This is a genomic window from Streptomyces sp. NPDC006339, assembly GCF_040612775.1.
Lineage (GTDB): Bacteria > Actinomycetota > Actinomycetes > Streptomycetales > Streptomycetaceae > Streptomyces.
Genome location: NZ_JBEXQW010000049.1, coordinates 12,288 through 32,116 on the forward strand (window position 1 = coordinate 12,288; position 19,829 = coordinate 32,116).

The 19,829-nt window shown below is 73.6% G+C and carries 20 protein-coding genes and 7 tRNA genes; 11 read left to right on the forward strand and 16 right to left on the reverse strand.

Annotated elements, in window-relative coordinates; all coding sequences use genetic code 11:
• Positions 1 to 63: 63 nt before the first annotated feature.
• The 3 genes from thrS to ABZ135_RS30950 all read right to left on the reverse strand — a co-directional run bounded on the left by thrS (position 64) and on the right by ABZ135_RS30950 (position 4,069).
• Entirely contained in the window at positions 64 to 2,040 is a 1,977-nt protein-coding gene (thrS, locus tag ABZ135_RS30940; protein WP_356700345.1) for a threonine--tRNA ligase, read from the reverse strand.
• A 131-nt stretch (positions 2,041 to 2,171) separates the two neighbouring features.
• Positions 2,172 to 3,494 (reverse strand): hypothetical protein, encoded by a 1,323-nt coding sequence (locus ABZ135_RS30945; protein ID WP_356700347.1) that lies wholly within the window; start codon positions 3,492 to 3,494, stop codon positions 2,172 to 2,174.
• Positions 3,494 to 4,069 carry a DUF4365 domain-containing protein gene (locus tag ABZ135_RS30950; RefSeq protein WP_356700349.1) on the reverse strand — a complete coding sequence of 192 codons (576 nt, stop codon included), beginning with the start codon at positions 4,067 to 4,069 and terminating at the stop codon, positions 3,494 to 3,496. Before ABZ135_RS30950 ends, ABZ135_RS30945 begins: the two co-directional genes overlap by 1 nt.
• Positions 4,070 to 4,189: 120 nt before the next feature.
• Here ABZ135_RS30950 and ABZ135_RS30955 point away from each other — a divergent pair, with 120 nt between their 5' ends.
• On the forward strand, positions 4,190 to 4,918 hold the full coding sequence (locus tag ABZ135_RS30955) for a 3'-5' exonuclease (RefSeq protein ID WP_356700351.1): 729 nt from the start codon (positions 4,190 to 4,192) through the stop codon (positions 4,916 to 4,918).
• Positions 4,919 to 5,068: 150 nt separating this feature from the next.
• Here the strand turns inward: ABZ135_RS30955 and ABZ135_RS30960 are convergent.
• Both ABZ135_RS30960 and ABZ135_RS30965 read right to left on the reverse strand, forming a co-directional pair.
• A tRNA-Val gene (locus tag ABZ135_RS30960) sits at positions 5,069 to 5,140 on the reverse strand.
• 39 nt (positions 5,141 to 5,179) lie between these two features.
• The gene (locus ABZ135_RS30965; protein WP_356700353.1) at positions 5,180 to 5,644 is read right to left on the reverse strand and encodes an SRPBCC family protein; all 465 of its coding nucleotides are present in this window, start codon (positions 5,642 to 5,644) and stop codon (positions 5,180 to 5,182) included.
• 82 nt (positions 5,645 to 5,726) lie between these two features.
• On the opposite strand from ABZ135_RS30965, the gene ABZ135_RS30970 reads away from it, so the two are divergent.
• Positions 5,727 to 8,264 carry a hypothetical protein gene (locus tag ABZ135_RS30970; RefSeq protein ID WP_356700355.1) on the forward strand — a complete coding sequence of 846 codons (2,538 nt, stop codon included), beginning with the start codon at positions 5,727 to 5,729 and terminating at the stop codon, positions 8,262 to 8,264.
• A 63-nt stretch (positions 8,265 to 8,327) separates the two neighbouring features.
• Here ABZ135_RS30970 and ABZ135_RS30975 read toward each other — a convergent pair.
• Together ABZ135_RS30975 and ABZ135_RS30980 are read right to left on the reverse strand one after the other, a co-directional pair.
• Positions 8,328 to 8,402: transfer RNA gene (locus ABZ135_RS30975), tRNA-Val, on the reverse strand.
• Positions 8,403 to 8,456: 54 nt separating this feature from the next.
• Positions 8,457 to 8,903, reverse strand: a complete 447-nt coding sequence (locus tag ABZ135_RS30980; protein WP_356700357.1) for a TIGR02611 family protein — start codon at positions 8,901 to 8,903, stop codon at positions 8,457 to 8,459.
• 189 nt (positions 8,904 to 9,092) lie between these two features.
• Between ABZ135_RS30980 and ABZ135_RS30985 the strand changes: the two genes are divergently transcribed.
• Positions 9,093 to 9,506: an SsgA family sporulation/cell division regulator gene (locus ABZ135_RS30985; RefSeq protein WP_015032345.1), complete on the forward strand. Its 414-nt coding sequence runs from the start codon at positions 9,093 to 9,095 to the stop codon at positions 9,504 to 9,506.
• 194 nt (positions 9,507 to 9,700) lie between these two features.
• Complete coding sequence (locus tag ABZ135_RS30990) at positions 9,701 to 10,258, forward strand: CGNR zinc finger domain-containing protein (RefSeq protein WP_356700359.1); 558 nt, start codon at positions 9,701 to 9,703, stop codon at positions 10,256 to 10,258.
• Between the two features lie 42 nt (positions 10,259 to 10,300).
• Here the strand turns inward: ABZ135_RS30990 and ABZ135_RS30995 are convergent, their stop codons facing one another.
• Positions 10,301 to 10,471 carry a hypothetical protein gene (locus ABZ135_RS30995; protein ID WP_356700361.1) on the reverse strand — a complete coding sequence of 57 codons (171 nt, stop codon included), beginning with the start codon at positions 10,469 to 10,471 and terminating at the stop codon, positions 10,301 to 10,303.
• A 120-nt stretch (positions 10,472 to 10,591) separates the two neighbouring features.
• Entirely contained in the window at positions 10,592 to 11,017 is a 426-nt protein-coding gene (locus ABZ135_RS31000; protein WP_356700363.1) for a hypothetical protein, read from the reverse strand.
• A gap of 151 nt (positions 11,018 to 11,168) precedes the next feature.
• Here ABZ135_RS31000 and ABZ135_RS31005 point away from each other — a divergent pair, with 151 nt between their 5' ends.
• Positions 11,169 to 11,684, forward strand: a complete 516-nt coding sequence (locus tag ABZ135_RS31005; protein WP_356700365.1) for a DsbA family protein — start codon at positions 11,169 to 11,171, stop codon at positions 11,682 to 11,684.
• A gap of 8 nt (positions 11,685 to 11,692) precedes the next feature.
• Here the strand turns inward: ABZ135_RS31005 and ABZ135_RS31010 are convergent, their stop codons facing one another.
• From ABZ135_RS31010 to ABZ135_RS31020, 3 genes are all read right to left on the reverse strand, one after another.
• Positions 11,693 to 12,529 (reverse strand): GNAT family N-acetyltransferase, encoded by an 837-nt coding sequence (locus ABZ135_RS31010; RefSeq protein ID WP_356700367.1) that lies wholly within the window; start codon positions 12,527 to 12,529, stop codon positions 11,693 to 11,695.
• A gap of 140 nt (positions 12,530 to 12,669) precedes the next feature.
• Positions 12,670 to 13,500, reverse strand: coding sequence for an aminodeoxychorismate lyase (locus tag ABZ135_RS31015; RefSeq protein ID WP_356700369.1), 831 nt, complete (start codon positions 13,498 to 13,500; stop codon positions 12,670 to 12,672).
• Positions 13,497 to 14,567, reverse strand: coding sequence for a chorismate-binding protein (locus tag ABZ135_RS31020; RefSeq protein ID WP_356700371.1), 1,071 nt, complete (start codon positions 14,565 to 14,567; stop codon positions 13,497 to 13,499). Before ABZ135_RS31020 ends, ABZ135_RS31015 begins: the two co-directional genes overlap by 4 nt.
• Before the next feature lie 266 nt (positions 14,568 to 14,833).
• Between ABZ135_RS31020 and ABZ135_RS31025 the strand changes: the two genes are divergently transcribed.
• The 5 genes from ABZ135_RS31025 to ABZ135_RS31045 all read left to right on the forward strand — a co-directional run bounded on the left by ABZ135_RS31025 (position 14,834) and on the right by ABZ135_RS31045 (position 15,301).
• Positions 14,834 to 14,906: transfer RNA gene (locus ABZ135_RS31025), tRNA-Gly, on the forward strand.
• Between the two features lie 39 nt (positions 14,907 to 14,945).
• A tRNA-Cys gene (locus ABZ135_RS31030) sits at positions 14,946 to 15,019 on the forward strand.
• Position 15,020: 1 nt separating this feature from the next.
• Positions 15,021 to 15,092, forward strand: a tRNA-Val gene (locus tag ABZ135_RS31035).
• A 34-nt stretch (positions 15,093 to 15,126) separates the two neighbouring features.
• A tRNA-Val gene (locus ABZ135_RS31040) sits at positions 15,127 to 15,198 on the forward strand.
• Between the two features lie 28 nt (positions 15,199 to 15,226).
• Positions 15,227 to 15,301 (forward strand) — tRNA-Val (locus ABZ135_RS31045).
• A 70-nt stretch (positions 15,302 to 15,371) separates the two neighbouring features.
• Here the strand turns inward: ABZ135_RS31045 and ABZ135_RS31050 are convergent.
• The 3 genes from ABZ135_RS31050 to ABZ135_RS31060 all read right to left on the reverse strand — a co-directional run bounded on the left by ABZ135_RS31050 (position 15,372) and on the right by ABZ135_RS31060 (position 17,183).
• A complete protein-coding gene (locus tag ABZ135_RS31050; RefSeq protein WP_356700373.1) occupies positions 15,372 to 15,650 on the reverse strand; it encodes a zf-TFIIB domain-containing protein in 279 nt (92 codons plus the stop codon).
• Between the two features lie 39 nt (positions 15,651 to 15,689).
• Positions 15,690 to 16,748 carry an aminoglycoside phosphotransferase family protein gene (locus ABZ135_RS31055; RefSeq protein ID WP_356700375.1) on the reverse strand — a complete coding sequence of 353 codons (1,059 nt, stop codon included), beginning with the start codon at positions 16,746 to 16,748 and terminating at the stop codon, positions 15,690 to 15,692.
• Positions 16,749 to 17,015: 267 nt separating this feature from the next.
• Entirely contained in the window at positions 17,016 to 17,183 is a 168-nt protein-coding gene (locus tag ABZ135_RS31060; RefSeq protein ID WP_356700377.1) for a hypothetical protein, read from the reverse strand.
• Positions 17,184 to 17,631: 448 nt separating this feature from the next.
• Between ABZ135_RS31060 and ABZ135_RS31065 the strand changes: the two genes are divergently transcribed.
• Positions 17,632 to 18,840, forward strand: coding sequence for a serine/threonine-protein kinase (locus tag ABZ135_RS31065; protein WP_356700379.1), 1,209 nt, complete (start codon positions 17,632 to 17,634; stop codon positions 18,838 to 18,840).
• 67 nt (positions 18,841 to 18,907) lie between these two features.
• On the opposite strand, the gene ABZ135_RS31070 is transcribed toward ABZ135_RS31065, so the two are convergent.
• Complete coding sequence (locus ABZ135_RS31070; RefSeq protein ID WP_356700381.1) at positions 18,908 to 19,726, reverse strand: RNA methyltransferase; 819 nt, start codon at positions 19,724 to 19,726, stop codon at positions 18,908 to 18,910.
• Positions 19,727 to 19,829 lie beyond the last annotated feature (103 nt).

Genomic DNA, 19,829 nt, shown 5'->3' on the forward strand with positions numbered 1-19,829 from the left:
CAACCGCTGACCCCGATTCTGCATCTCGTGCATCGGGCCATCCCCGCTCAAGCGGGGAGCACGTCACACCTGGACGCGCGCCTCGACCACCTCAACGAGCTTCGCCAGCGCCTGGTCACGCGGCACACCGTTCTCCTGCGAACCGTCGCGGTAGCGGAAGGACACGGTGCCCGCGTTCATGTCGTCGTCGCCGACGATGATCATGAACGGGACCTTCAGCTTCTGGTGGTTGCGGATCTTCTTCTGCATCCGGTCCGAGGAGGCGTCCACGTCGACCCGCAGACCCTTCTTCTTCGCCTCGGCTGCGAACTCCTGCAGGTACTCGACGTGCGCGTCGCCGATCGGGATGCCGACCGCCTGCACCGGAGCGAGCCACGGCGGCATCGCGCCCGCGTAGTGCTCCAGGAGCACCGCGAAGAAGCGCTCGATCGAGCCGAACAGCGCGCGGTGGATCATGACCGGGCGCTGCTTGGTGCCGTCCGGCGCGGTGTACTCCAGGTCGAAGCGCTCCGGCAGGTTGAAGTCGAGCTGCACGGTCGACATCTGCCAGGTGCGGCCGATGGCGTCGCGCGCCTGCACGGAGATCTTCGGGCCGTAGAACGCGGCGCCACCCGGGTCGGGGGTCAGCGGCAGGCCCTGCTTCTCGGCGACCTGCTGGAGGACCGCGGTGGCCTCCTCCCACACCTCGTCGGAGCCGACGTACTTCTTCGGGTCCTTGGTGGACAGCTCCAGGTAGAAGTCGTTCAGACCGTAGTCACGCAGCAGGTCGAGCACGAAGGTGAGGGTGCGGTCGAGCTCCTCGGCCATCTGCTCACGGGTGCAGTAGATGTGCGCGTCGTCCTGGGTGAAGCCGCGGGCCCGGGTCAGGCCGTGGACGACGCCGGACTTCTCGTACCGGTACACGGTGCCGAACTCGAACAGGCGCAGCGGCAGCTCACGGTAGGAGCGCCCGCGCGCGTCGAAGATCAGGTTGTGCATCGGGCAGTTCATGGGCTTGAGGTAGTAGTCGGTACCACCGTCGAGCTGCATGGGGGGGTACATGCCCTCCGCGTACCAGTCCAGGTGACCGCTCTTCTCGAAGAGGGCTCCCTTGGTCGCGTGCGGCGAGTACACGAACTCGTAGCCGTGCTCCTCGTGCTTCTTCCGCGAATAGTCCTCCATGACCCGGCGGATGATGCCGCCGCGCGGGTGGAAGACGGCGAGGCCGGAGCCGATCTCGTCCGGGATGGAGAAGAGGTCCAGCTCGGTGCCGAGGCGGCGGTGGTCGCGCTTCTCGGCCTCGGCGAGGAAGTCGAGGTGCGCCTTCAGCTCGTCCTTGGACGGCCACGCGGTGCCGTAGATGCGCTGGAGCTGCTTGTTCTTCTCGTCGCCACGCCAGTACGCCGAGGCGTTGCGCATCAGCTTGAACGCCGGGATGTTCCGGGTCGTCGGCAGGTGGGGACCGCGGCAGAGGTCACGCCAGCACAGCTCGCCGGTCTTCGCGTCCAGGTTGTCGTAGATGGTCAGCTCGCCGCCGCCCACCTCGACGTTCGCCCCGTCGTCGGTCGACGCGGCGCCCTTGATGCCGATGAGCTCCAGCTTGTACGGCTCGGAGGCGAGCTCCGCGCGGGCCTCCTCGTCGGAGACGACCCGGCGGGAGAAGCGCTGGCCGCGCTTTTGGATCTCCTGCATCCGCTTCTCGATGGCCTTGAGATCCTCGGGCGTGAACGGCTTCTCGACATCGAAGTCGTAGTAGAAGCCGTCCCGGACCGGCGGGCCGATGCCCAGCTTGGCCTCCGGGAACAGCTCCTGCACGGCCTGGGCCATGACGTGCGCCGTGGAGTGGCGCAGGATGTTGAGGCCGTCCTCGGAGGAGATCTCGACGCCCTCGACGACATCGCCTTCGGCGAGCTCGTACGACAGGTCCTTCAGCTCACCCGCGACTCGGGCGGCGATGACGGTGCGGTCGTCGGCGAACAGGGCGCCGGCCGTGGTGCCCGCGCTCACCGTCCTCTCCTCTGGTCCCGAGGCGGACTGGACGGTCACACGGACTTCAGACACGGGTGCTCCATACATAGGGGCGCTGACAGACACGAGGTGCCGGCGCCGGCGGTGCGCGACAGAGACGAGGTGCCGCGCAGCCTCGATCTTATAGGGGTCTCCCGTGCGGCCGCGGGCTCGCGGGCGGCCGGTCAGTCCTCGCCCGGCCCGCACGCCTCCTCGAAGAAGTCGAGATTCCCCTGGAGCGATTTCATCAGCCGGTCCCGGACCGCCTCGTCCACCTGCACCGGTACGACGTCGGTGGCGTCGGTCAGGCGCCGGAAGCCGCCCCGGCTCTCCAGGCGGCCGACGACCCGGATCGGCAGCCCGACGAGATGGGCGTGACCGGCGGTGCGGTACGCCTCCTCGTCGAGGGAGACCCGGACGTGCCCGACCTCGGCGCCGGCCAGCACCCGCAGCCGCACGGTGCCCCGGCCGCGCGGGCCGGAGCGGCGCATGCGGACGACGGCGCCGGTGATGCGGACCGGCACGGACGGCTCGTCGCTCAGATAGCGGGCGCCGGCGGCGCGCAGGGCCGGCAGGTCGCCGGGCGAGAACTCGACGGGCTCGGGCCGGGCGGCGCAGCCCTCGGGGGTGCCGGCGGCCGGGGACCAGGCCAGGGCGATGCCGGCTCCTTCCGTGCCGCGGACCAGGGCGACCAGGGCCTCGGTGAGCTCGCGGCTCACCCCCGCCTCGACGGCGGTGTCGAAGGCGTCCATGCCGCCGGTGGCCCGCTGGTAGTCGACGGCCTCGCGGGCCGCGTGCAGCGCGTGGTGGAGCCGGACGGCGACGGCCCGGCCGGGGTCGACCGGCAGGAAGGCGGTCAGGCCGCGCCCGCCGGGGGCGGCGCCGACGACGACGCTCTCCAGGGACGCCTGGGCCTGTCTGCGGTGGCGGGCCCCGTGGTAGCCGGCCCGGCCGCGGACGGCGAGGGCGCCGGCGAGCAGCACACCGCGGGCGGCGGTCCTGAGCTGTTCCTGGACGGGCCAGGGCACGGCGCCGGCCGGGCCGGGCGGGACGTCGCGCCACCAGCGGATCTCGTCGCTGGGGACGGTGAGGCCGGTGAGGACCTCACGCGCGGAGGGCGCGGCGCTGCGGGCGAGGGCGGTGAGCGCCTCGCCGAGCAGGTCCTCGCTGTCGGGGAAGGCGCGGCTCTCCGGCACGAGGAGGCTGGGGCCGCGGCCGCCCGCCTCGGGGCCGGGCGGTGACCAGCGGCTGTAGCGCCCGGCGGACCCGCCGCGCCGCCGCCAGCCGTGCCGGGCGAGGAGGGCGCCGAGGACGCGCGGGTCGACGCGGCCGGGGTCGGGGGCCTCCCCGGCGTCGGCCCACGGCCCGGCGGGCGCGGCGGGCACACCGGTCCAGGGGCCGGGGAGCTCGCCGGGGACCGGGTGGGCCCGGGGCCACAGGGGCGGGGGTGGCACGGGGTCGGGGCCGTGGCCGGCCCCGTTCTCGGGTTCGTCGGTCGGCCGGTGCATCAGGGTCTCCCTCCCACGCCGACCCGCGCCATGATCTCGCAGAGCGCCCGGTCGTCGAAGATCCGCGCCGTCGAGATGCGGACGGTGGTCCTGTGCCGTCCCGTGACCGGGTGCCCGGCCAGGTTGATCCAGTAGCAGCAGTGCCGCAGGTCGAGCCGGTCGTGTCCGGCCCGCAGCCAGTCCTCCCGGTCGCGCGGCACGAGCATCACGACCAGGATCTTGTGCACGGCCACCGGGCTCCGCGCGAGCTTCACCAGGTGCTCGTTGTCGAGGGTGAACGAGAACTCCCCGGCGTCCGAGCCGACCTGACGCGGCGGTAGTTGATAGGTGCACTTGAGCTGCACCTTGATGGTCACTTCGTCGTCGATGGTGTGGCCGGGAGCGCTGTGACTCACGTGCCAGTCGATGCCGTTGTCCGGAAACGGCTGCGACAGCGAGCAGCCCGCCGCCGCCGCGACCGCGTGGAGGTATCCGACCTGAAGGGTCTCCATGCAGGCGGTGGTGGCGAGTGAGCCGCGCAGCGGTGCTGCCCGCTGAGGCGGCAGCCCTCCCGATTCGGGCTGGGCGAGCGCCATGTCGATTTCCTTCCCCGTCACCTGTGTTGTCACCGGCCCGCGTACGGCGCAAACAGCCCGGGTATCAACGATTCGGGCAGGGGGACGGCCATCTGCCGCGCACGTGCGAGGAGTTCGGGGATGACGACGCACTGGTACGAAGGGCCATTGGCCGCTTTCGACACGGAGACCACGGGAATCGACGTCGAGGAGGACCGCATCGTGTCCGCCGCCCTCGTCGTCCAGGACGCGACGGGCATGCGCCCGCGGGTGACGCGCTGGCTGGTGAATCCCGGCGTGCCCGTGCCCGCGGAGGCCACCGCCGTACACGGATTGACGGAGGATCACCTCCAGCGCAACGGGCGGTGGCCCGCGCCGGTCATGGAGGAGGTCGGCCGGGCGATAGCCGAACAGAGCGCGGCCGGGCGCCCGTTGGTGGTGATGAACGCGCCCTTCGACCTGACGATCCTGGACCGGGAGCTGCGCCGCCACCGGGCGTCCTCCCTCGGCCGCTATCTGGAGCACGTGCCGCTGTGCGTGCTCGACCCGCGGGTCCTGGACAAGCATCTGGACCGCTACCGGAAGGGGCGGCGGACGCTGACCGATCTGTGCGAGGAGTACGACGTGGTGCTGGACGGCGCCCATGACGCGGCGGCGGACGCGCAGGCGGCGATGGATGTCGTACGGGCGGTGGGCCGGCGTTTCGCCGCGCGGCTCGACCGGCTGTCACCGGCCGAACTGCACACGCTCCAGGCGGTGTGGCACGCGGCGCAGGCGCGCGGCCTCCAGGCGTGGTTCGCCCGCCAGGGCACCCCGGAGCCGGTGAATCCCGCGTGGCCGCTGCGTCCGGAGCTGCGCACGGCGGCGTGACCCGCCACCGCCGGAAGGTCAGGACGGCGGGCGACGGGTGACGGGCGACAGCACGACGGAACGGAACCGCATGGGGCGACGAGGGTGGCGCGAGCCTGCGCCGGAAACGGCTGAGGCCGGTCCGTCGTCTGACGGACCGGCCTCTCCCGGTGGGCGATACTGGGATCGAACCAGTGACCCCTTCGGTGTGAACGAAGTGCTCTCCCGCTGAGCTAATCGCCCGGGAACGGGTTGAACCATACAGGGCCCGCGGGGCTTCGTTCAAACCGGCCGCGGCGAGGCACGCAGGCGGGCGGCGAGCCCGCGGCGGCCGGCCCGCATCATCAGGGCGTGGTTGGCGCGGAAGACCGGCCGCCCGGGCACGGCGAGGGCGCGCAGCAGCGGGCTGCGGACCTCGACCTCCTGCTCGTAGAGGGCGCGGGTGCCGGAGCCGTCGGGCAGGGCGGTGAGGGTCCAGCGGGCCCAGCCCTCCAGGTCTCCGCCGAGCGCGACCTCCAGGACTCCGGCGGCGGGGTCGCCGCGCCGGGCCCGGGCGGTGACGACGAGGTCGTACGGGAGCAGGGAGCGGAAGCGGGCGGTGCCGGTGGTCTCGTCGACGGGGACGACCTCGCGGACCTGGGGCCACCAGCTCGGATAGTCCTCGCCGCGCTCCAGGACGGCGTAGACGGCCTCGGGCGGGGCGGCGAGGCACCAGACACTGCGGAAGCGGTAGCGGCACCAGTCCATGGCTCCAGTGTGGGCTACTCAGGGACGGATCTGAGTACGGACGCCCATCCCCTCCTCGCGGGTCCGGGGTCACACTCCGCCTATGGACTCCTCCCTGCCACCCGCGGAAGAGCTGGTGCTCGTCGACCGCGAACTGGCCCGAATCGACGCCCGCCGGGCCCAGTTGCTGGCCCGCCGGGACTGGCTGCTGCGGGTGCTGTACCCGCAGGTGACCGCCCCGGTGGCGGCGGCGCCCTTCCCCGCGCCGCCGGTGCCGCCCCGGCCCGAGGCGACGCCGCGCAGCACGCAGAACGTGCTGCTGACCCTGGGCGGGGTGCTGCTGACCGTCGCCGCGCTCGTCTTCACGCTGGTGAGCTGGGGCAGCATGGGCATCGGCGGGCGGGCGGCCGTCCTGGCCGTGGTGACCTCGGGCGCGCTTCTGGCCCCGGTCGTCCTGCTGCGCCGCGGCCTGGCCTCCACGGCCGAGTCGGTGGCCGCGCTCGGCCTGGTCCTGACGCTTCTCGACGCGTACGCGCTGCACCGGGTGGCGCTGGCCGACACGGACGGCCTGGCGTACGCGGCGGTGGCCTCGGCCGTCCTCGCGGGTGTCTGGACCGCGTACGGCTCCGCCCTGCCCCGACTGCGGGTGCCGCTTCCGGCGGCCGTGGTCGCCGCCCAACTGCCGCTTCCGCTCGGGGTCCTGGCGGCCGAGGGCGGTGCGCTCGCCTTCGCGTGGGCGGCCCTGGCCATGGCGGTGCTCGACCTGGTGGCGGTTCTGCGCGCCGGGGTCCCGGCCGTCCGTGTGACGGCCGGCGTCGGCGCGGCCGGTCTCGGTGGCTGGGCCGTGCTGACCGGTCTGGTGCTCTCGGTCACCGCTCCGGGCCGTGCCGCCCCGCTGCTGCTCGCGGCCGCCGCGGTGCTGCTGTGGCTCGCCCACCGCCACCTCCCGACCGCCCTCGCCTCGGCCGCGGCCGCCGGCCTGGCGATCGTCGCCACCCTGGGCGGTCTGCTGCGCCCCGTGCTGCCCGAGGTCTGGGAGGTGCCCGGCTACGCGCTGTGCGCCGTGGCGGTGGCGGCGGTGGCGCTGTGGGGCCGGGGAGCGGTCGAGCCGGCCGGTTCCGGTGGGCGTTTCGTGCCGTCGCGGGGCGTGCGGCACGGCCTGGCGGCGGCGGGCGGCGGTGTGCTGGCGCTCGCGGTGGCCTGGGCGCTGCCGCCGGTGGTGGCGGGGCTCCTCGGGCCGCTGGCGCGGACGACGGCCGTCTGGTCGGGAGCGCACGCCGAGCGGCTGCTGCCCGACTACCCGGCGACGGCCCCGCTGGTCCTGCTGCTCGCGGCCGCCGCCGTGGCGGTGGTGCCGCGCCTGTGGGCCCGTTGTGGCGCCCTGGCGCTGGTGTGGGGCGTGCTGACCGCCCTGCCGGTTTCGCTGGGGCTTCCGTACGCGCTGACGCCGGTGCTCCAGCTTCTGACGGTCACGGCGGCCCTGGCCCTGGCCGTGCGGCCGGCGCTCCTGGCGCGGGGCCTCCCGGCCGAGGCAGCCCCGGCCGAGGCAGCCCCGCCCGGAGAGGGGCCCGGCGAGGGGCCCGGGGAGGCGGAGGCCGGCGGGGACGCGGGGCCGGGGGCCTGGGCCGGGTGGGCGCCTCGCCTGCCGGCCTCCGCGGCCCGGCGCGCGGCGCCGGAGAGCGTCGTCGGACGGCTCGCGTACGCGTGCGGCCTCGGCTCCGCCGTCGGCGCGGTGGCGCTGGGCCTGGACACCCGGGCGACGACGTTCGCGGTGCTGGGTGTGCTGGCCGTGCTGTTCGGCGGGGTCGCCGTGCTCGGCACGGGTGGCCGACGGCTCATCGGCGCCGTGGGCGCGGTGCTCGCGGTGGCCGGTCTGGTCGGTGCCGGTGCGGCGGCCGCGCAGTGGGGCGCGGCGGTGAGCGGTCTGGTGCTGCTGGCCGTGCCGGCGGGGACGGCCGCGGTCGGCGCCCGGCTGCGGCGGCACCCGGTGGCCGTGGCCGTGGAGGGCACGGGTGCGGCCGTGGGGCTGTGCGGGCTGGGGCTGACCGGGGGCCGGCCGGCGCTGCTGGCCCTGGCGCTGGCGCTGGGCGGTGTGGTCGCCGCGGCGACGGCGGTACGGCCGGAGCGGCGCGTGGTGGCCTCGTGGGCGGCCGCGGCGCTGTTCCTGCTGGCGACCTGGGTGCGGCTCGCGGTGTGGGAGGTGAGGACGCCGGAGGCGTACACGCTGCCGGTGACGGTCCCGGCCCTGGTGGTGGGCGCGCTGAGGCGGCGGCGCGACCCGGCGGCCTCGTCCTGGACGGCGTACGGCCCGGGGCTGGCGGTGACGCTGGTGCCGAGCCTGGTCGCAGTCTGGGCGGATCCGTCCTGGGTGCGGCCGCTGCTGCTCGGTCTCGCGGCGCTCGCGGTGACGCTGCTGGGCGCGCGGTTCCGGCTGCAGGCCCCGCTGCTGCTCGGCGGCGCGGCGCTGGCCCTGGTCGGGCTGCACGAGCTGGCGCCGTACGTGGTGCAGGTGGTGGGTGCGCTGCCGCGCTGGCTGCCGCCGGCCCTGGCGGGTCTGCTGCTGCTGGCGGTGGGGGCGACGTACGAGCAGCGGCTGCGGGACGCGCGGCGGCTGCGGGAGCGCCTGGGGCGGATGCGCTGAGGCGGCCGGGGCGGGAACGCCGAGGGCCCGGAGACGGTGTCGTCTCCGGGCCCTCGGTCCGGGTGGTGGGCGATACTGGGTTCGAACCAGTGACCTCTTCGGTGTGAACGAAGCGCTCTCCCACTGAGCTAATCGCCCGGGCGCACCGCAAACATTACCCCATGTCAGCGGGGCTCCCGAACCGGGTTCGAATCACCGGTCGATCTTCCACGGCATCACGAAGCCGAACTTCCACAGGTACACGCCGAGCAGCACGGCGGTGATCACCAGACCGATGGTGGTGAGGATGATGTTCCTGCGCCGGACCTTGGGGTCGAGGGCGCGCTGGGCGGCTTCGGTGACCTTGCGCTTGGTCCAGCGCAGCACGAGCTGGGCCCAGACGAACTCGGTGGCCCAGATCGCCATGCCGGCGAAGATCACCAGCCAGCCGGGGCCGGGCAGGGGCAGCATCACGACGCCGGCGCCGACCACGGCGAGTCCGACGACGAAGACGCCGACCTGCCAGCTCAGGTGCAGGGTCCGGCGGGCCTTGATGAACTCCGGGGCCCGGGAGCCCAGGGGGGCCTCCTCGGGCGTCTCGGCGCCGCTTCCCCCGCTGGCCGCGGACTGTCCGGCGCGCTCGTCACTCTCCGCATGCATGGCCCCAACCTACCGGACCGGCGGCGCTTGCCGGAATGGCGGTATTACCCCAGGTCACATGCCTCCATACGAGCTACCTGAACGATCACAAAACAGACAGAGGGGTTTACAACGGCACCGTAGGTGGCATGTCGATTTCGCCGACGTGCGAATCCCCGAGCGCACACTGAGCGAAAGGCCCTGGCGCTTATGAACACCACGGTCAGCTGCGAGCTGCACCTGCGCCTCGTTGTGTCGAGCGAGTCCTCACTGCCTGTACCCGCGGGCCTGCGGTATGACACGGCCGATCCGTATGCCGTGCACGCCACCTTCCACACCGGAGCCGAGGAGACGGTCGAATGGGTGTTCGCCCGCGACCTTCTCGCCGAGGGGCTGCACCGGCCCACCGGCACGGGCGACGTCCGCGTCTGGCCGTCCCGTAGCCACGGCCAGGGAGTCGTCTGCATCGCGCTGAGCTCTCCCGAGGGCGAAGCACTGCTCGAGGCCCCGGCGAGGGCCCTGGAGTCGTTCCTCAAGCGGACCGACGCTGCCGTGCCGCCCGGCACCGAGCACCGCCACTTCGACCTCGATACGGAGCTCTCCCACATCCTGGCCGATAGCTGAGCCAGGCCGAGAGCCGCCGCACGGCGCCGTCCGACTCGGGGAGACGGCGCCGCGCGGGCAGCCCCTTACGCCTTTCATCGGCGCCTCACACCGCGCGGCCGGCGCGGTGTGAGGCGCCGATGCCCGTTTCCGGGTCGCGCTAAAGTCAGCGCAATTGCGCGGGCGCCCGCCCGCAGCCGGCCAGGGAGCGAATCGTGCTGATCCCCCACGACACCCGGATCGCCCTCGACACCGTCGTCGATCTGATGAACACCGCCCCGCAGGGCGACCGCGACGACGAGCTCGGGGACCTCCAGGCACTGCAGTCCTTCGTGCACGCTCACAAGATCAGCGACGTGGGTGAGCTCGGAGCCGAGGACCTGCGGGCCGTCCGGGACGTCCGCGACCGGTTCATGGCCGTCTTCTCCGCCCCCGACGCCAGGATCGCCGCCACGCTGATCAACCAACTGGTCGCCGCCGCGGGCACCACGCCGCAGCTCACCGATCACGACGGCTACGACTGGCACGTGCACTACTTCGCGCCGGGCGCCTCCGTCGCCGACCACCTGGCCGCCGACTGCGGCATGGCGCTCGCCTTCATCGTGGTCGCCGGGGAGCAGGAGCGGCTGCGGCGCTGCGAGGCCCCGGACTGCGGCCGCGCCTTCGTCGACCTCTCCCGCAACCGCTCCCGGCGCTACTGCGACAGCCGCACCTGCGGCAACCGGCTGCACGTCGCCGCGTACCGGGCCCGCCGCAAGGAGGCCGCCGGCTGACGGATCGGCGCCGGAGGCTCGGACGAGGGCTCACAGCGGGGCTCACAGCAGGAACAGATCATGGACGGCGGCCATGAGCAGCAGTCCGCCGATCACCGCCAGGAAGATCATCAGCGGCGGCTGGGAGAGCGCGAACAGACAGCCGCGCGGCTCCTCGGTGGCGGAAGGGACGGGCGCGGGGGCGGGAACGGGGTCTCGCGAGGTATCCAGCATCTCGGGGGGATGATGGCGCACCCGAGGCCCCGGCGATCACGCAACACGCCCCAGGTCAGGGGCCGTTCATCCCATCCCGTCGCCACACGGAACGAACGGAACGAGAAGCGGCAGAAGCGGTCATATTCCGTGCTTCTTCAGAATCGCCTCGATGTCACTGAAGTCGTCCTCGGCGGCCCCCGTCCGGGGCTTCGCGGTCGGCCCGCGCCGACCGGCACCGAGGGACGGCGCCGAGGCGGTGGGCGCCACGCTCGGCCGCCCCGCCTCCCCGGTCGTCTCCTTCCGTCCCGCGCGACGCCGCTCGACGGCCCGCGTCGACGAGAACAGCAGCCAGGCCGCGCCGAGCACGCCGAAGCCGATCCACGCGGTCGGGCTGAAGGCCGTGCCGGCCAGCCACTTCACCGCACCCGTCAGCACCAACCCCAGCGGCACCAGCGCGTAGGCCGCGATCCTGGCCGCGGTCAGGAACCGCCGGCGATAGGCCGTGATCGCGGCGATGCCCAGGCCCGCCGCGGACACCGCGGAGCAAATGGTCTCGGCGAGCATGCGATCCTCCAGGTCCCGGGTGATACGTCCCTTCCATCCTGCACCGCCCCGCCCCGCACGACCATGCCCCGGCCGGCGGATCAGGGAGATCTCCGGGTCGTCCCCCAGGGATCGAGGGCGGGCGGGGACGCGGATGAGAGAGACTCTTCCCATGAGTGAGTCCACCGCCCCCGCCTCCCCCGTCGTCCTGGAGACCTGGTTCGACCTGCAGTGCCCCGACTGCTTCAAGGCCCTCGACGACGTCCGCGCGCTGCGCGAGAAGTACGGCGAGCGCCTCGACGTACAGTTGCGGCACTTCCCGCTGGCCAAGCACAAGCACGCCTACGCCGCCGCCCAGGCCGCGGAGGAGGCGTTCGCGCAGGGCAAGGGCTGGGCCTACACGGAGGCGCTGCTCGCCAGGACCGCGGAACTCGGCGAGCGCGGCGAGCCGGTGCTCCTGGAGGTGGCCCGTGAACTGGGCCTGGACGCCGAGGAGTTCGACACGGCCCTGATCGACGGCCGGCACCTCCTGACGGTCGACGCCGACGAGGCCGAGGGCAAGGCCGTGAAGGTCACCGGCACGCCCACCTACGTCATCGGCGGCGAGCGGCTCGACGGCGGCCAGAGCCAGGACGGACTGCGCGCCCGCGTCGAGGAGCTCGCCGACCGTCTCCTCGCCGACGCCTAGACCCACGCCTACAACGGCTTGAAGCTGTTGACGTGCGTCGTGCGGTAGCCCAGGGACTCGTAGAGCCGGATCGCCGGGGTGTTGCCCGCGAAGACGTGCAGTCCGAGCAGGCGCTCCCCGGCCGCCAGCGCGACGCCCTCGGCTAGGAGCATCAGCGCCCGGCCGTAGCCCTTCCCCCGGTGCTCCTCGGCGACCTCGACGTCGTACACGTAACCGCCGCTCACCCCCGGCTCCAGCTCGCGGACGCCCGTCCACACCCGGCCGACCACCCCGCCGTCCACGACCGCCAGGTCGATGGACGTGCCGGGGGTGGCGAGGCCCCTCGGGAGCAGCTCGCGGTGACTCGCCTCCGCCTTGGCGCGGGCCTGGGCCTCCGGGACGCCCCGGCTGATCCAGCTCTGGGCGAAGCGCTCCCTCGCTCCTGCCTCCCACCTGACGAACTCCGCGTCGGTCATCGGCCGGACCTCGAAGCCGGGCGGCAGGGCGGGAGGACGCTCCGGCAGTTCCTTGAGCATGTTCCGGCTGCGCTCGGTGTAGCCGAGGGAGCGGGCCAGCCGCAGCGCCGCCTCCGCGTCCGCGGGCACGGACACCTGCACCTGACGGCAGCCCCAGTCGCGCAGCACCTCCTCGGAGGCGAGCGCCGCCACCGTGGCCCGGCCCCGGCCCCGGTCCGGTTCGTCGACCCACAGGCGGTCGATGACGCCCGAGCCGGCGCCGAAGGCCGGGTCGGTGGCGACGTGGACGGAGCCGACCCGGCGGCTGTTCACGCAGATGTCGTACGTGCGCGACCGGCCGCCGTCGGCGGACTGCTGGAGCGGCTCGGACGGCCGCAGGGTGGTGGTCATCACCCGTGTTCTACCCACCGCCGCCCGGGTCCGTCATCCGGTTTCCGCGCGGACGGGGACCGGACGAGGACCGGGCGAGGACCGGGCGGGACGCCACCAGGGGCGGTGGGTGGTCGGGGCGGTGAGGGGGCGCTGGACGGTCAGGCGAGCCGGGGGTCCCGGTCCCGGGCCGCCCGCTCGTCGAAGATCCGCATGGCCTTGGCCGTGACCGGGCCCGGCGCGCCGGCGAGCTCCCGGCCGTCGACGCGGTGCACCGCCTGCACGTCGCGCAGGGTCGAGGTCAGGAAGATCTCGTCGGCGCTCTCCAGGACCTCCAGCGGAAGGTCGGTCTCCTCCGCGCCGGTCCACTGCACCGCGAGGGCGCGGGTGATGCCCGCCAGGCAGCCGGAGGAGACGGGCGGGGTCAGGATCCGGCCGTCGAGCACCACGAAGACGTTGGAACCGGTGCCCTCGCAGAGCTGTCCGACCGTGTTGCCGAACAGGGCCTCGGATGCGCCCCGCTCGCGTGCCCGGGCGAGGGCGACGACGTTCTCCGCGTACGAGGTGGTCTTCAGGCCCGTGAGGGCGCCGCGCTCGTTGCGGGTCCACGGGACGGTGATCACGGCCGTGGAGTCGGGGCGCCGGCTCGTCTCGCCGAGGGCCACGACCAGGCTGGGGCCCGCGTCGCCGCGCTCGGAGCCGAGCGGCGACAGCCCGCCGGTGTACGTGATGCGGAGCCGGCCGAGCTCCATCGGGTTGGCCTCCAGCACGGCGGCGCAGGCGCGGCGGACCTCGTCGAGATCCGGGTCCGGCAGCCCGAGACCGCGGGCGGAGCGGGTGAGCCGCTCCAGGTGGAGCGTGAGAGCAAACGTTTCACCACGCTCGGCCTTGACCGTCTCGAAGACACCGTCGCCCACGGTCAGACCGTGGTCGAGGACGGAGACCAGCGCGGTCCCGGCGTCGTGCAGTCCGCCGTTGACCCAGAGTTTCATCGAGATATGGCCTTTCCACTCGCCTCGTACGCGCCGCTCGCCTCGTACCGGCCCGACGCTATCGCGACCAGGCGGGCGGCCTTCAGTTCGGTCTCCGCCCACTCCCGCTCGGGATCGGAACCCCAGGTGATCCCCGCGCCGGTGCCGAAGCGCAGCACGCCCTCGGCACGGTCGATCCAGAAGGTCCGTATGCCGACGGCCAGCTCGGCGGTGCGCCGGTCGGCATCGACCCAGCCGATCCCGCCGCAGTAGGGGCCGCGCGGGGCCGTCTCCAGGGCGTCGATGATCCGCAGGGCGCTGGACTTGGGCGCGCCGGTCACCGAGCCGGGCGGGAAGGTCGCGGCGAGCAGATCGGCCCAGCCGGCGCCGTCGCGGAGCTCGCCGCGGACGGTGGAGACCAGGTGGACGAGCCCCGGGTGCGGTTCGACCGCGCAGAGCTCGGGCACGGTGACGGACCCGGTGGCACAGACCCGGCCCAGGTCGTTGCGCACGAGGTCCACGATCATCACGTTCTCGGCGTGGTCCTTCTCCAGGAGGTCCTCGGCGGTCCGGCCGGTGCCCTTGATCGGGCCGGACTCGACGGTGCGGTCCGCGCGCCGCAGATAGAGCTCGGGCGAGGCGGTGGCGATCTCCACGCCGTGCGCGGGCAGGCGGATCGTTCCGGCGTACGGGGCGGGGTTGCCGCGGGCGAGGAGCGCGGTGAGCGCGTCGACGTCGGCCCGGGCCGGGTCGGGCAGCGGCGCGGACAGCACGCGGCAGAGGTTCGCCTGGTAGACCTCCCCGCGCGCGATGTGCTCGCGCACGCGCCGCACGCCCGCGGTGTACGCGGCGCGGTCGAGGGAGGACGTCCAGTCACCGGCCGCCGGGCCGCGCCAGGCGCCCGGGACGGGCGCGGGAACCGGGTCGGGCCGTACGTCGCCGAAGCGTGCGCAGGTCAGACGGCCCTCGAAGTCCGCGCAGACGGCCCAGAAGCCGGCGGAGTCCAGCGCCTCGGGATCATGGGTGACGTCCCGGAGGTCGGTGGCGAGGAGGCCGCCGAAGCGGGCCAGAGGAGCAAGGGTGTGCACGCTTGCGAGTCTAGGGGCGCCGGGCCGGACGGGGCGGGGGCCGGAGCGGGGAAGCGGGCGGGTGCCGGAACGGCGGAGCGGGCGGGGGCCGGGAGAGCCGCTGGGTGCCACCCGGGGAACACGCGGAGTGAACGCCGTACGAACGCTCCCGGCCCCCTGGAGGGGGCGCAGGTCAGCACGCTGCGGAAACGCGTTTTTGTACTGGCCCGGGAATCCGCTAGAGTTCAACACGTCGCCGGGACGCGCAAGCGAAACGGAAACGACAAGCGGACGTGGCTCAGTTGGTAGAGCATCACCTTGCCAAGGTGAGGGTCGCGAGTTCGAATCTCGTCGTCCGCTCGATGTGGGGGATCTTCCCGAACCCCCGTAATCACTCCGGGTGGAGTGGCCGAGAGGCGAGGCAACGGCCTGCAAAGCCGTCTACACGGGTTCAAATCCCGTCTCCACCTCCAAGGACGATTAGCTCAGCGGGAGAGCGCTTCCCTGACACGGAAGAGGTCACTGGTTCAATCCCAGTATCGTCCACTGGACCCTCGGGTCCCGGATCCTCGGATCCCCCGCGCGATTAGCTCAGCGGGAGAGCGCTTCCCTGACACGGAAGAGGTCACTGGTTCAATCCCAGTATCGCGCACGCAGTACCCGCACCCTCGGGTGTGCCCGCGCGATTAGCTCAGCGGGAGAGCGCTTCCCTGACACGGAAGAGGTCACTGGTTCAATCCCAGTATCGCGCACCACCTACGAAGCCCCCGGCCGCTCCTCGCGGCCGGGGGCTTCGTCGTGACACCGGGGAGACCCCGGAGACGCTCAGGAGGAGAAGAGCATCCGGCCGAAACCGCGGGGGCGGTGGCCGTGGTGGCCGCCGTGGTGCGGCGCACCCCAGGCCGGAGCGGCCGGCTGCGCCGGGTACGCCTGCGGCGCGGGCGGGGCCGGCGGAGCCGGCTGGGCCCACTGCGCCTCCAGACGGGTCAGGGCCTCCAGCTCGCCGTAGTCCAGGAATATGCCGCGGCAGCCGCTGCACTGCTCGATCTGGACACCATTGCGGTTGTACGTGTGCATGGGCGCGTGGCACTTGGGACACTGCATGCTGGAATCAACTCCCTGCCTTCGAATGGGACTCTCACCCTAAGGGGACGCAGGCCCGGCCAACTCGGTTCGGAGCGAAGCGATTCGGGCGCACGTGTCGATCATCACGTCCTCCACCTCGTCCAGCGGCCGGCCCTCCACCGTCGACTTGGCCACGGCGAGCGCGGCGGTCTGCACCGTCAGGGCACGGGCCGGCACGTCGAGCCGCGCCCAGGGGCCTGCCGGGTCGTCGGCGCCCGCCAGGCCGGCCGCCGCCCGGCCGACCGGGTCCGGGCCGGCGACCGGGTGCGGGCCGGCGACCTGGTCCGGGCCGGCGGCTGTGGGGCCCGTCGTCGCGGGGCCGCCGGCCGTCTCGTACGCGCCCAGGAAGCGCGACCAGACCTCCGGCGGCAGCAGGCCGGCCGCGAACCACGCCGCCGGGCGGGCCAGATCCCAGGCCGGATCACCGACCCCCATGTCGTCCACGTCGATCAGACGCCAGCCGCCGCCACCGCCCGGCCTCACGAGCTGGCCCAGATGGAAGTCACCGTGACACAGCGCCGGACGACCCGGCCACGCGTCCCCCGCCGGCAGCGTCGCCCACGCGCGCAGCACCGTCACCGCGGCCGGATGGTCCACAGCGGAGCGGCGCATCCGCTCCACGGCCAGCGCCACCTTCACCGGCGCCCTCATCGCCGGCAGACCGGGCGGCGCCGGAGTCCGGTGCAGCAGCGCCAGCAGCCGACCCGCCTCCTCCCACGGAGCCGCGTCCGGGTCCTCCGGGTCGACCGGCGCGCCGAACGGCCAGGCCGTCAGCGGGCGCCCGTCCGGCAACACCTCCGGCCCCGGCCCCGGCACGGGCGGCAGCAGGATCCCCTCCAGGGCCGGCAGACCGGCGAGCGCGACCCGCACCCGCAACTCCGCCGCGTCACCGTCCGGCGCATGCGCCTTCAGGACCAGCCCCCCGTGCCGTACGACCGTGCCGTCGTCCCGGTCCGCCAGCAGACCGACCGGACAGGCGCACGCGCACATCCCGTCGGTCCCGACCGGGCCCGACCCGGTCGGATGCGCGGCGGCACGAGCGAGGGCATGCAGCTTCTGGAGGGCGGTGTCGTCCACGCCGGGAGCCTACGCGGGCGCCTCCAAACGCGTCCGCGCGGGCGGAGAGGCACCGACGAGAGGGCTTGCCACGATCCGGAGGGCCCGGAGGGTCCGAAAGGGCTGAAGGTCTGAAGGTCCGACGGTCCAAAGGCCCGGAAAAGCGCGAGGGCCGGTCAGCTCCCCAGCTAACCGGCCGCACGCTGCCGTCCGCCGCACCCCCGTCCCCACGGGGCTGATGGCCGGATGTCCCCGACCCGGGCCGCTCTCCCGGGTCCGGGGCGCCGCTCAGCGCCCCAGCATCACGCCCACGGACGACGCCTGTGTGACCACCGCGTCCCAGCCGCCGAAGGCGACCACGAGCAGGGTCGCGAGAGGGAGGACCATGGCGGTCGCCACCAGCGGGTGACGACGGCCGGAAGGACGCGGGTTCATCCGCGGGGCCGAGTACGCCATGGTTCCTCTCCTGTCGTGTGTGGAGGCGGCGGGTGCGGTGACCTCGGGGGACGAGTGCTGCACCCGCCGCTCGACAACAAATCTAGGCAGCGACGGCCGCCCCGGCGTCATGCCCGCGTACCGACTTCCGGGCCTCCCGGAGGATGACGCCCCACCCCCCGGCGTACTCCCCTGGGTGGAGACCGCTCCCCCGGAATAAGGGTCTTCCCCGAAGGGTCCGCGGCAGGCGCGTGACGTCCCTCACGTTTGCCGCCCGCCCCCGGGGTGTCGACCCGACCGACACCCAACCGCTTTGATACGAAGGGGCGTTGGCGACCGCTCGGGCTGACCGGGCCTCAAGTGCGTCCCTCAGCACTGACAATCGAAGCGGCCACGAGGGCGCGGCCTGTGAGCACGCCGGGGCGGCGGTACGTAAGCTGTGCCACGTCGAACGGACGAGGGGACGGACATGGCGATGATGCGGCTCCGGCGCGAGGACCCGCGGATCGTCGGGTCGTTCCGGCTCCACCGCAGGCTGGGAGCCGGCGGCATGGGAGTCGTGTACCTGGGCTCCGACCGGCGCGGACAGCGCGTGGCGCTCAAAGTCATCCGGCCCGACCTCGCCGAGGACCAGGAATTCCGCTCCCGGTTCGCCCGCGAGGTCTCCGCCGCCCGGCGGATCCGCGGCGGCTGCACCGCCCGGCTCGTCGCCGCCGACCTGGAAGCCGAGCGCCCCTGGTTCGCCACCCAGTACGTGCCCGGCCCCTCCCTGCACGATCGCGTCGCCGAAGAAGGCCCGCTCCGGGCCGCCGACGTCGCCGCCATCGGAGCGGCGCTCTCGGAAGGGCTGGTCGCCGTCCACGAGGCCGGAGTCGTCCACCGCGACCTCAAGCCCTCCAACATCCTGCTGTCCCCCAAGGGACCCCGGATCATCGACTTCGGGATCGCCTGGGCCACCGGCGCCAGCACCCTCACCCACGTCGGCACCGCCGTGGGCTCCCCCGGCTTCCTCGCCCCCGAACAAGTACGGGGCGCGGCCGTCACCCCCGCCACCGACGTCTTCTCGCTCGGCGCCACCCTGGCATACGCGGCCATGGGCGACTCCCCCTTCGGCCACGGCAGCTCCGAGGTCATGCTCTACCGCGTCGTCCACGAAGAGCCCCAGCTCCACGGCGTACCCGACGCACTCGCCCCCCTCGTACGCGCCTGCCTCGCCAAGGACCCCGAAGAACGGCCCAGCACCCTCCAGCTCTCCATGCGGCTCAAGGAGATCGCCGCACGCGAGGCCCAGGGCCTCCCCGCCGCCACCCGGACCCCCGGCCAGCGGGAACGCGTCGAGGACCGGAACACCCTCCGGCCCACCGAGCGGTACACCGAACGCTCCACGGAGCGGTCCGGCGGGCGGCCCGGTGAGCGGGGTGCGGGCGAGGGCGGTGCCGGTGACCGGCCCACCGGTGGGCACGGGCGCCCCCCGGGTGCCCGGCCGTCCGCGTCCCGTACGGGCGGGGGCTCCCGTGCTCCCAAGTCCCGGCCCGGCACCCGGCCGGGAGCGCGGACCACGTCCACGGGGCTCCGGCCCGCCAACCCTCGGCTGCTGCGTCAGCGGCTGTTCGTCTTCGTCGTGGTGACGCTCGTCGTCGCCCTCGGCATCGCCGCGGCGCAGGCGATCCAGGGGTGACGGCGGGGCCGGTCGACGCCGGCCCTCCGGCCCGGGCCGTCCCGGGCTGTCCCGGGCCGGGCCGGTGCTACGGCTGCGGGCGGCCGCTCGTGACCGCGTAGAACGCCACCGCCGCCGCCGCACCCACGTTCAGCGAATCCACCCCGTGCGCCATCGGAATGCGCACCCACTCGTCCGCCGCCCGCAACGCCTGCGTCGACAGGCCCTCGCCCTCCGCGCCCAGCATCAGCGCGACCCGGTCGAGCCGGTGCGGAGCGGCCTCGTCGATGGAGGTGGCCCGCTCCGCCGGAGTCAGCGCGAGGACCTTGAAGCCCGCCTCCCGTACGGCCTCCAGACCGCGCGGCCACGTCTCCAGACGGGCGTACGGGACCGAGAAGACCGCACCCATCGACACCTTCACCGACCGGCGGTAGAGCGGATCGGCGCAGTCCGGGGAGAGCAGCACGGCGTCCATGCCGAGAGCGGCCGCGCTGCGGAAGATCGCGCCGATGTTGGTGTGGTCGTTCACCGACTCCATCACCGCGACCCGGCGGGCCGAACCGAGCAGCTCCGTGGCGTCCGGCAGCGGCTTGCGCTGCATCGACGCCAGGGCGCCGCGATGCACGTGATAGCCCGTGACGCGCTCCGCGAGGTCCGGCTGCACCGCGTACACCGGGGCCGGGACCTCGTCGATCACGTCCCGCATCGCATCGACCCACTTGGCCGAGAGCAGCATCGACCGCATCTCGTACCCGGCCTGCCTCGCGCGGCGGATCACCTTCTCGCCCTCGGCGATGAACAGGCCCTCGGCCGGCTCGCGTCTGCGGCGCAGCTCGACATCGGTCAGACCGGTGTAGTCGCGCAGACGCGGGTCGTCGGGGTCGTCGATCGTGATGAGTTCGGCCACGGGGTGATACTGCCTTGTCCGGGGGGTGGTGCCAATGATGGGGCGAGGGGGGTGGGGGTTGGGCGTTGAGGGATGGGGGTGGGGGTGGGGTGAGGGTGGGGGT

Bases quoted from the DNA above. Each gene is read 5' to 3' on its own strand.
- ABZ135_RS30970 (WP_356700355.1), top strand. From the start codon at position 5,727: ATGGACTCCTCCCTGCCACCCGCGGAAGAGCTGGTGCTCGTCGACCGC.
- ABZ135_RS30955 (WP_356700351.1), top strand. From the start codon at position 4,190: ATGACGACGCACTGGTACGAAGGGCCATTGGCCGCTTTCGACACGGAG.
- ABZ135_RS30980 (WP_356700357.1), bottom strand. From the start codon at position 8,903: ATGCATGCGGAGAGTGACGAGCGCGCCGGACAGTCCGCGGCCAGCGGG.
- ABZ135_RS30965 (WP_356700353.1), bottom strand. From the start codon at position 5,644: ATGGACTGGTGCCGCTACCGCTTCCGCAGTGTCTGGTGCCTCGCCGCC.
- ABZ135_RS31060 (WP_356700377.1), bottom strand. From the start codon at position 17,183: ATGGCGTACTCGGCCCCGCGGATGAACCCGCGTCCTTCCGGCCGTCGT.
- ABZ135_RS30945 (WP_356700347.1), bottom strand. From the start codon at position 3,494: ATGCACCGGCCGACCGACGAACCCGAGAACGGGGCCGGCCACGGCCCC.
- ABZ135_RS31005 (WP_356700365.1), top strand. From the start codon at position 11,169: ATGAGTGAGTCCACCGCCCCCGCCTCCCCCGTCGTCCTGGAGACCTGG.
- ABZ135_RS31015 (WP_356700369.1), bottom strand. From the start codon at position 13,500: ATGAAACTCTGGGTCAACGGCGGACTGCACGACGCCGGGACCGCGCTG.
- ABZ135_RS31010 (WP_356700367.1), bottom strand. From the start codon at position 12,529: ATGACCACCACCCTGCGGCCGTCCGAGCCGCTCCAGCAGTCCGCCGAC.
- ABZ135_RS30985 (WP_015032345.1), top strand. From the start codon at position 9,093: ATGAACACCACGGTCAGCTGCGAGCTGCACCTGCGCCTCGTTGTGTCG.
- ABZ135_RS31065 (WP_356700379.1), top strand. From the start codon at position 17,632: ATGGCGATGATGCGGCTCCGGCGCGAGGACCCGCGGATCGTCGGGTCG.
- ABZ135_RS31000 (WP_356700363.1), bottom strand. From the start codon at position 11,017: ATGCTCGCCGAGACCATTTGCTCCGCGGTGTCCGCGGCGGGCCTGGGC.
- ABZ135_RS30950 (WP_356700349.1), bottom strand. From the start codon at position 4,069: ATGGCGCTCGCCCAGCCCGAATCGGGAGGGCTGCCGCCTCAGCGGGCA.
- ABZ135_RS31050 (WP_356700373.1), bottom strand. From the start codon at position 15,650: ATGCAGTGTCCCAAGTGCCACGCGCCCATGCACACGTACAACCGCAAT.
- ABZ135_RS30995 (WP_356700361.1), bottom strand. From the start codon at position 10,471: ATGCTGGATACCTCGCGAGACCCCGTTCCCGCCCCCGCGCCCGTCCCT.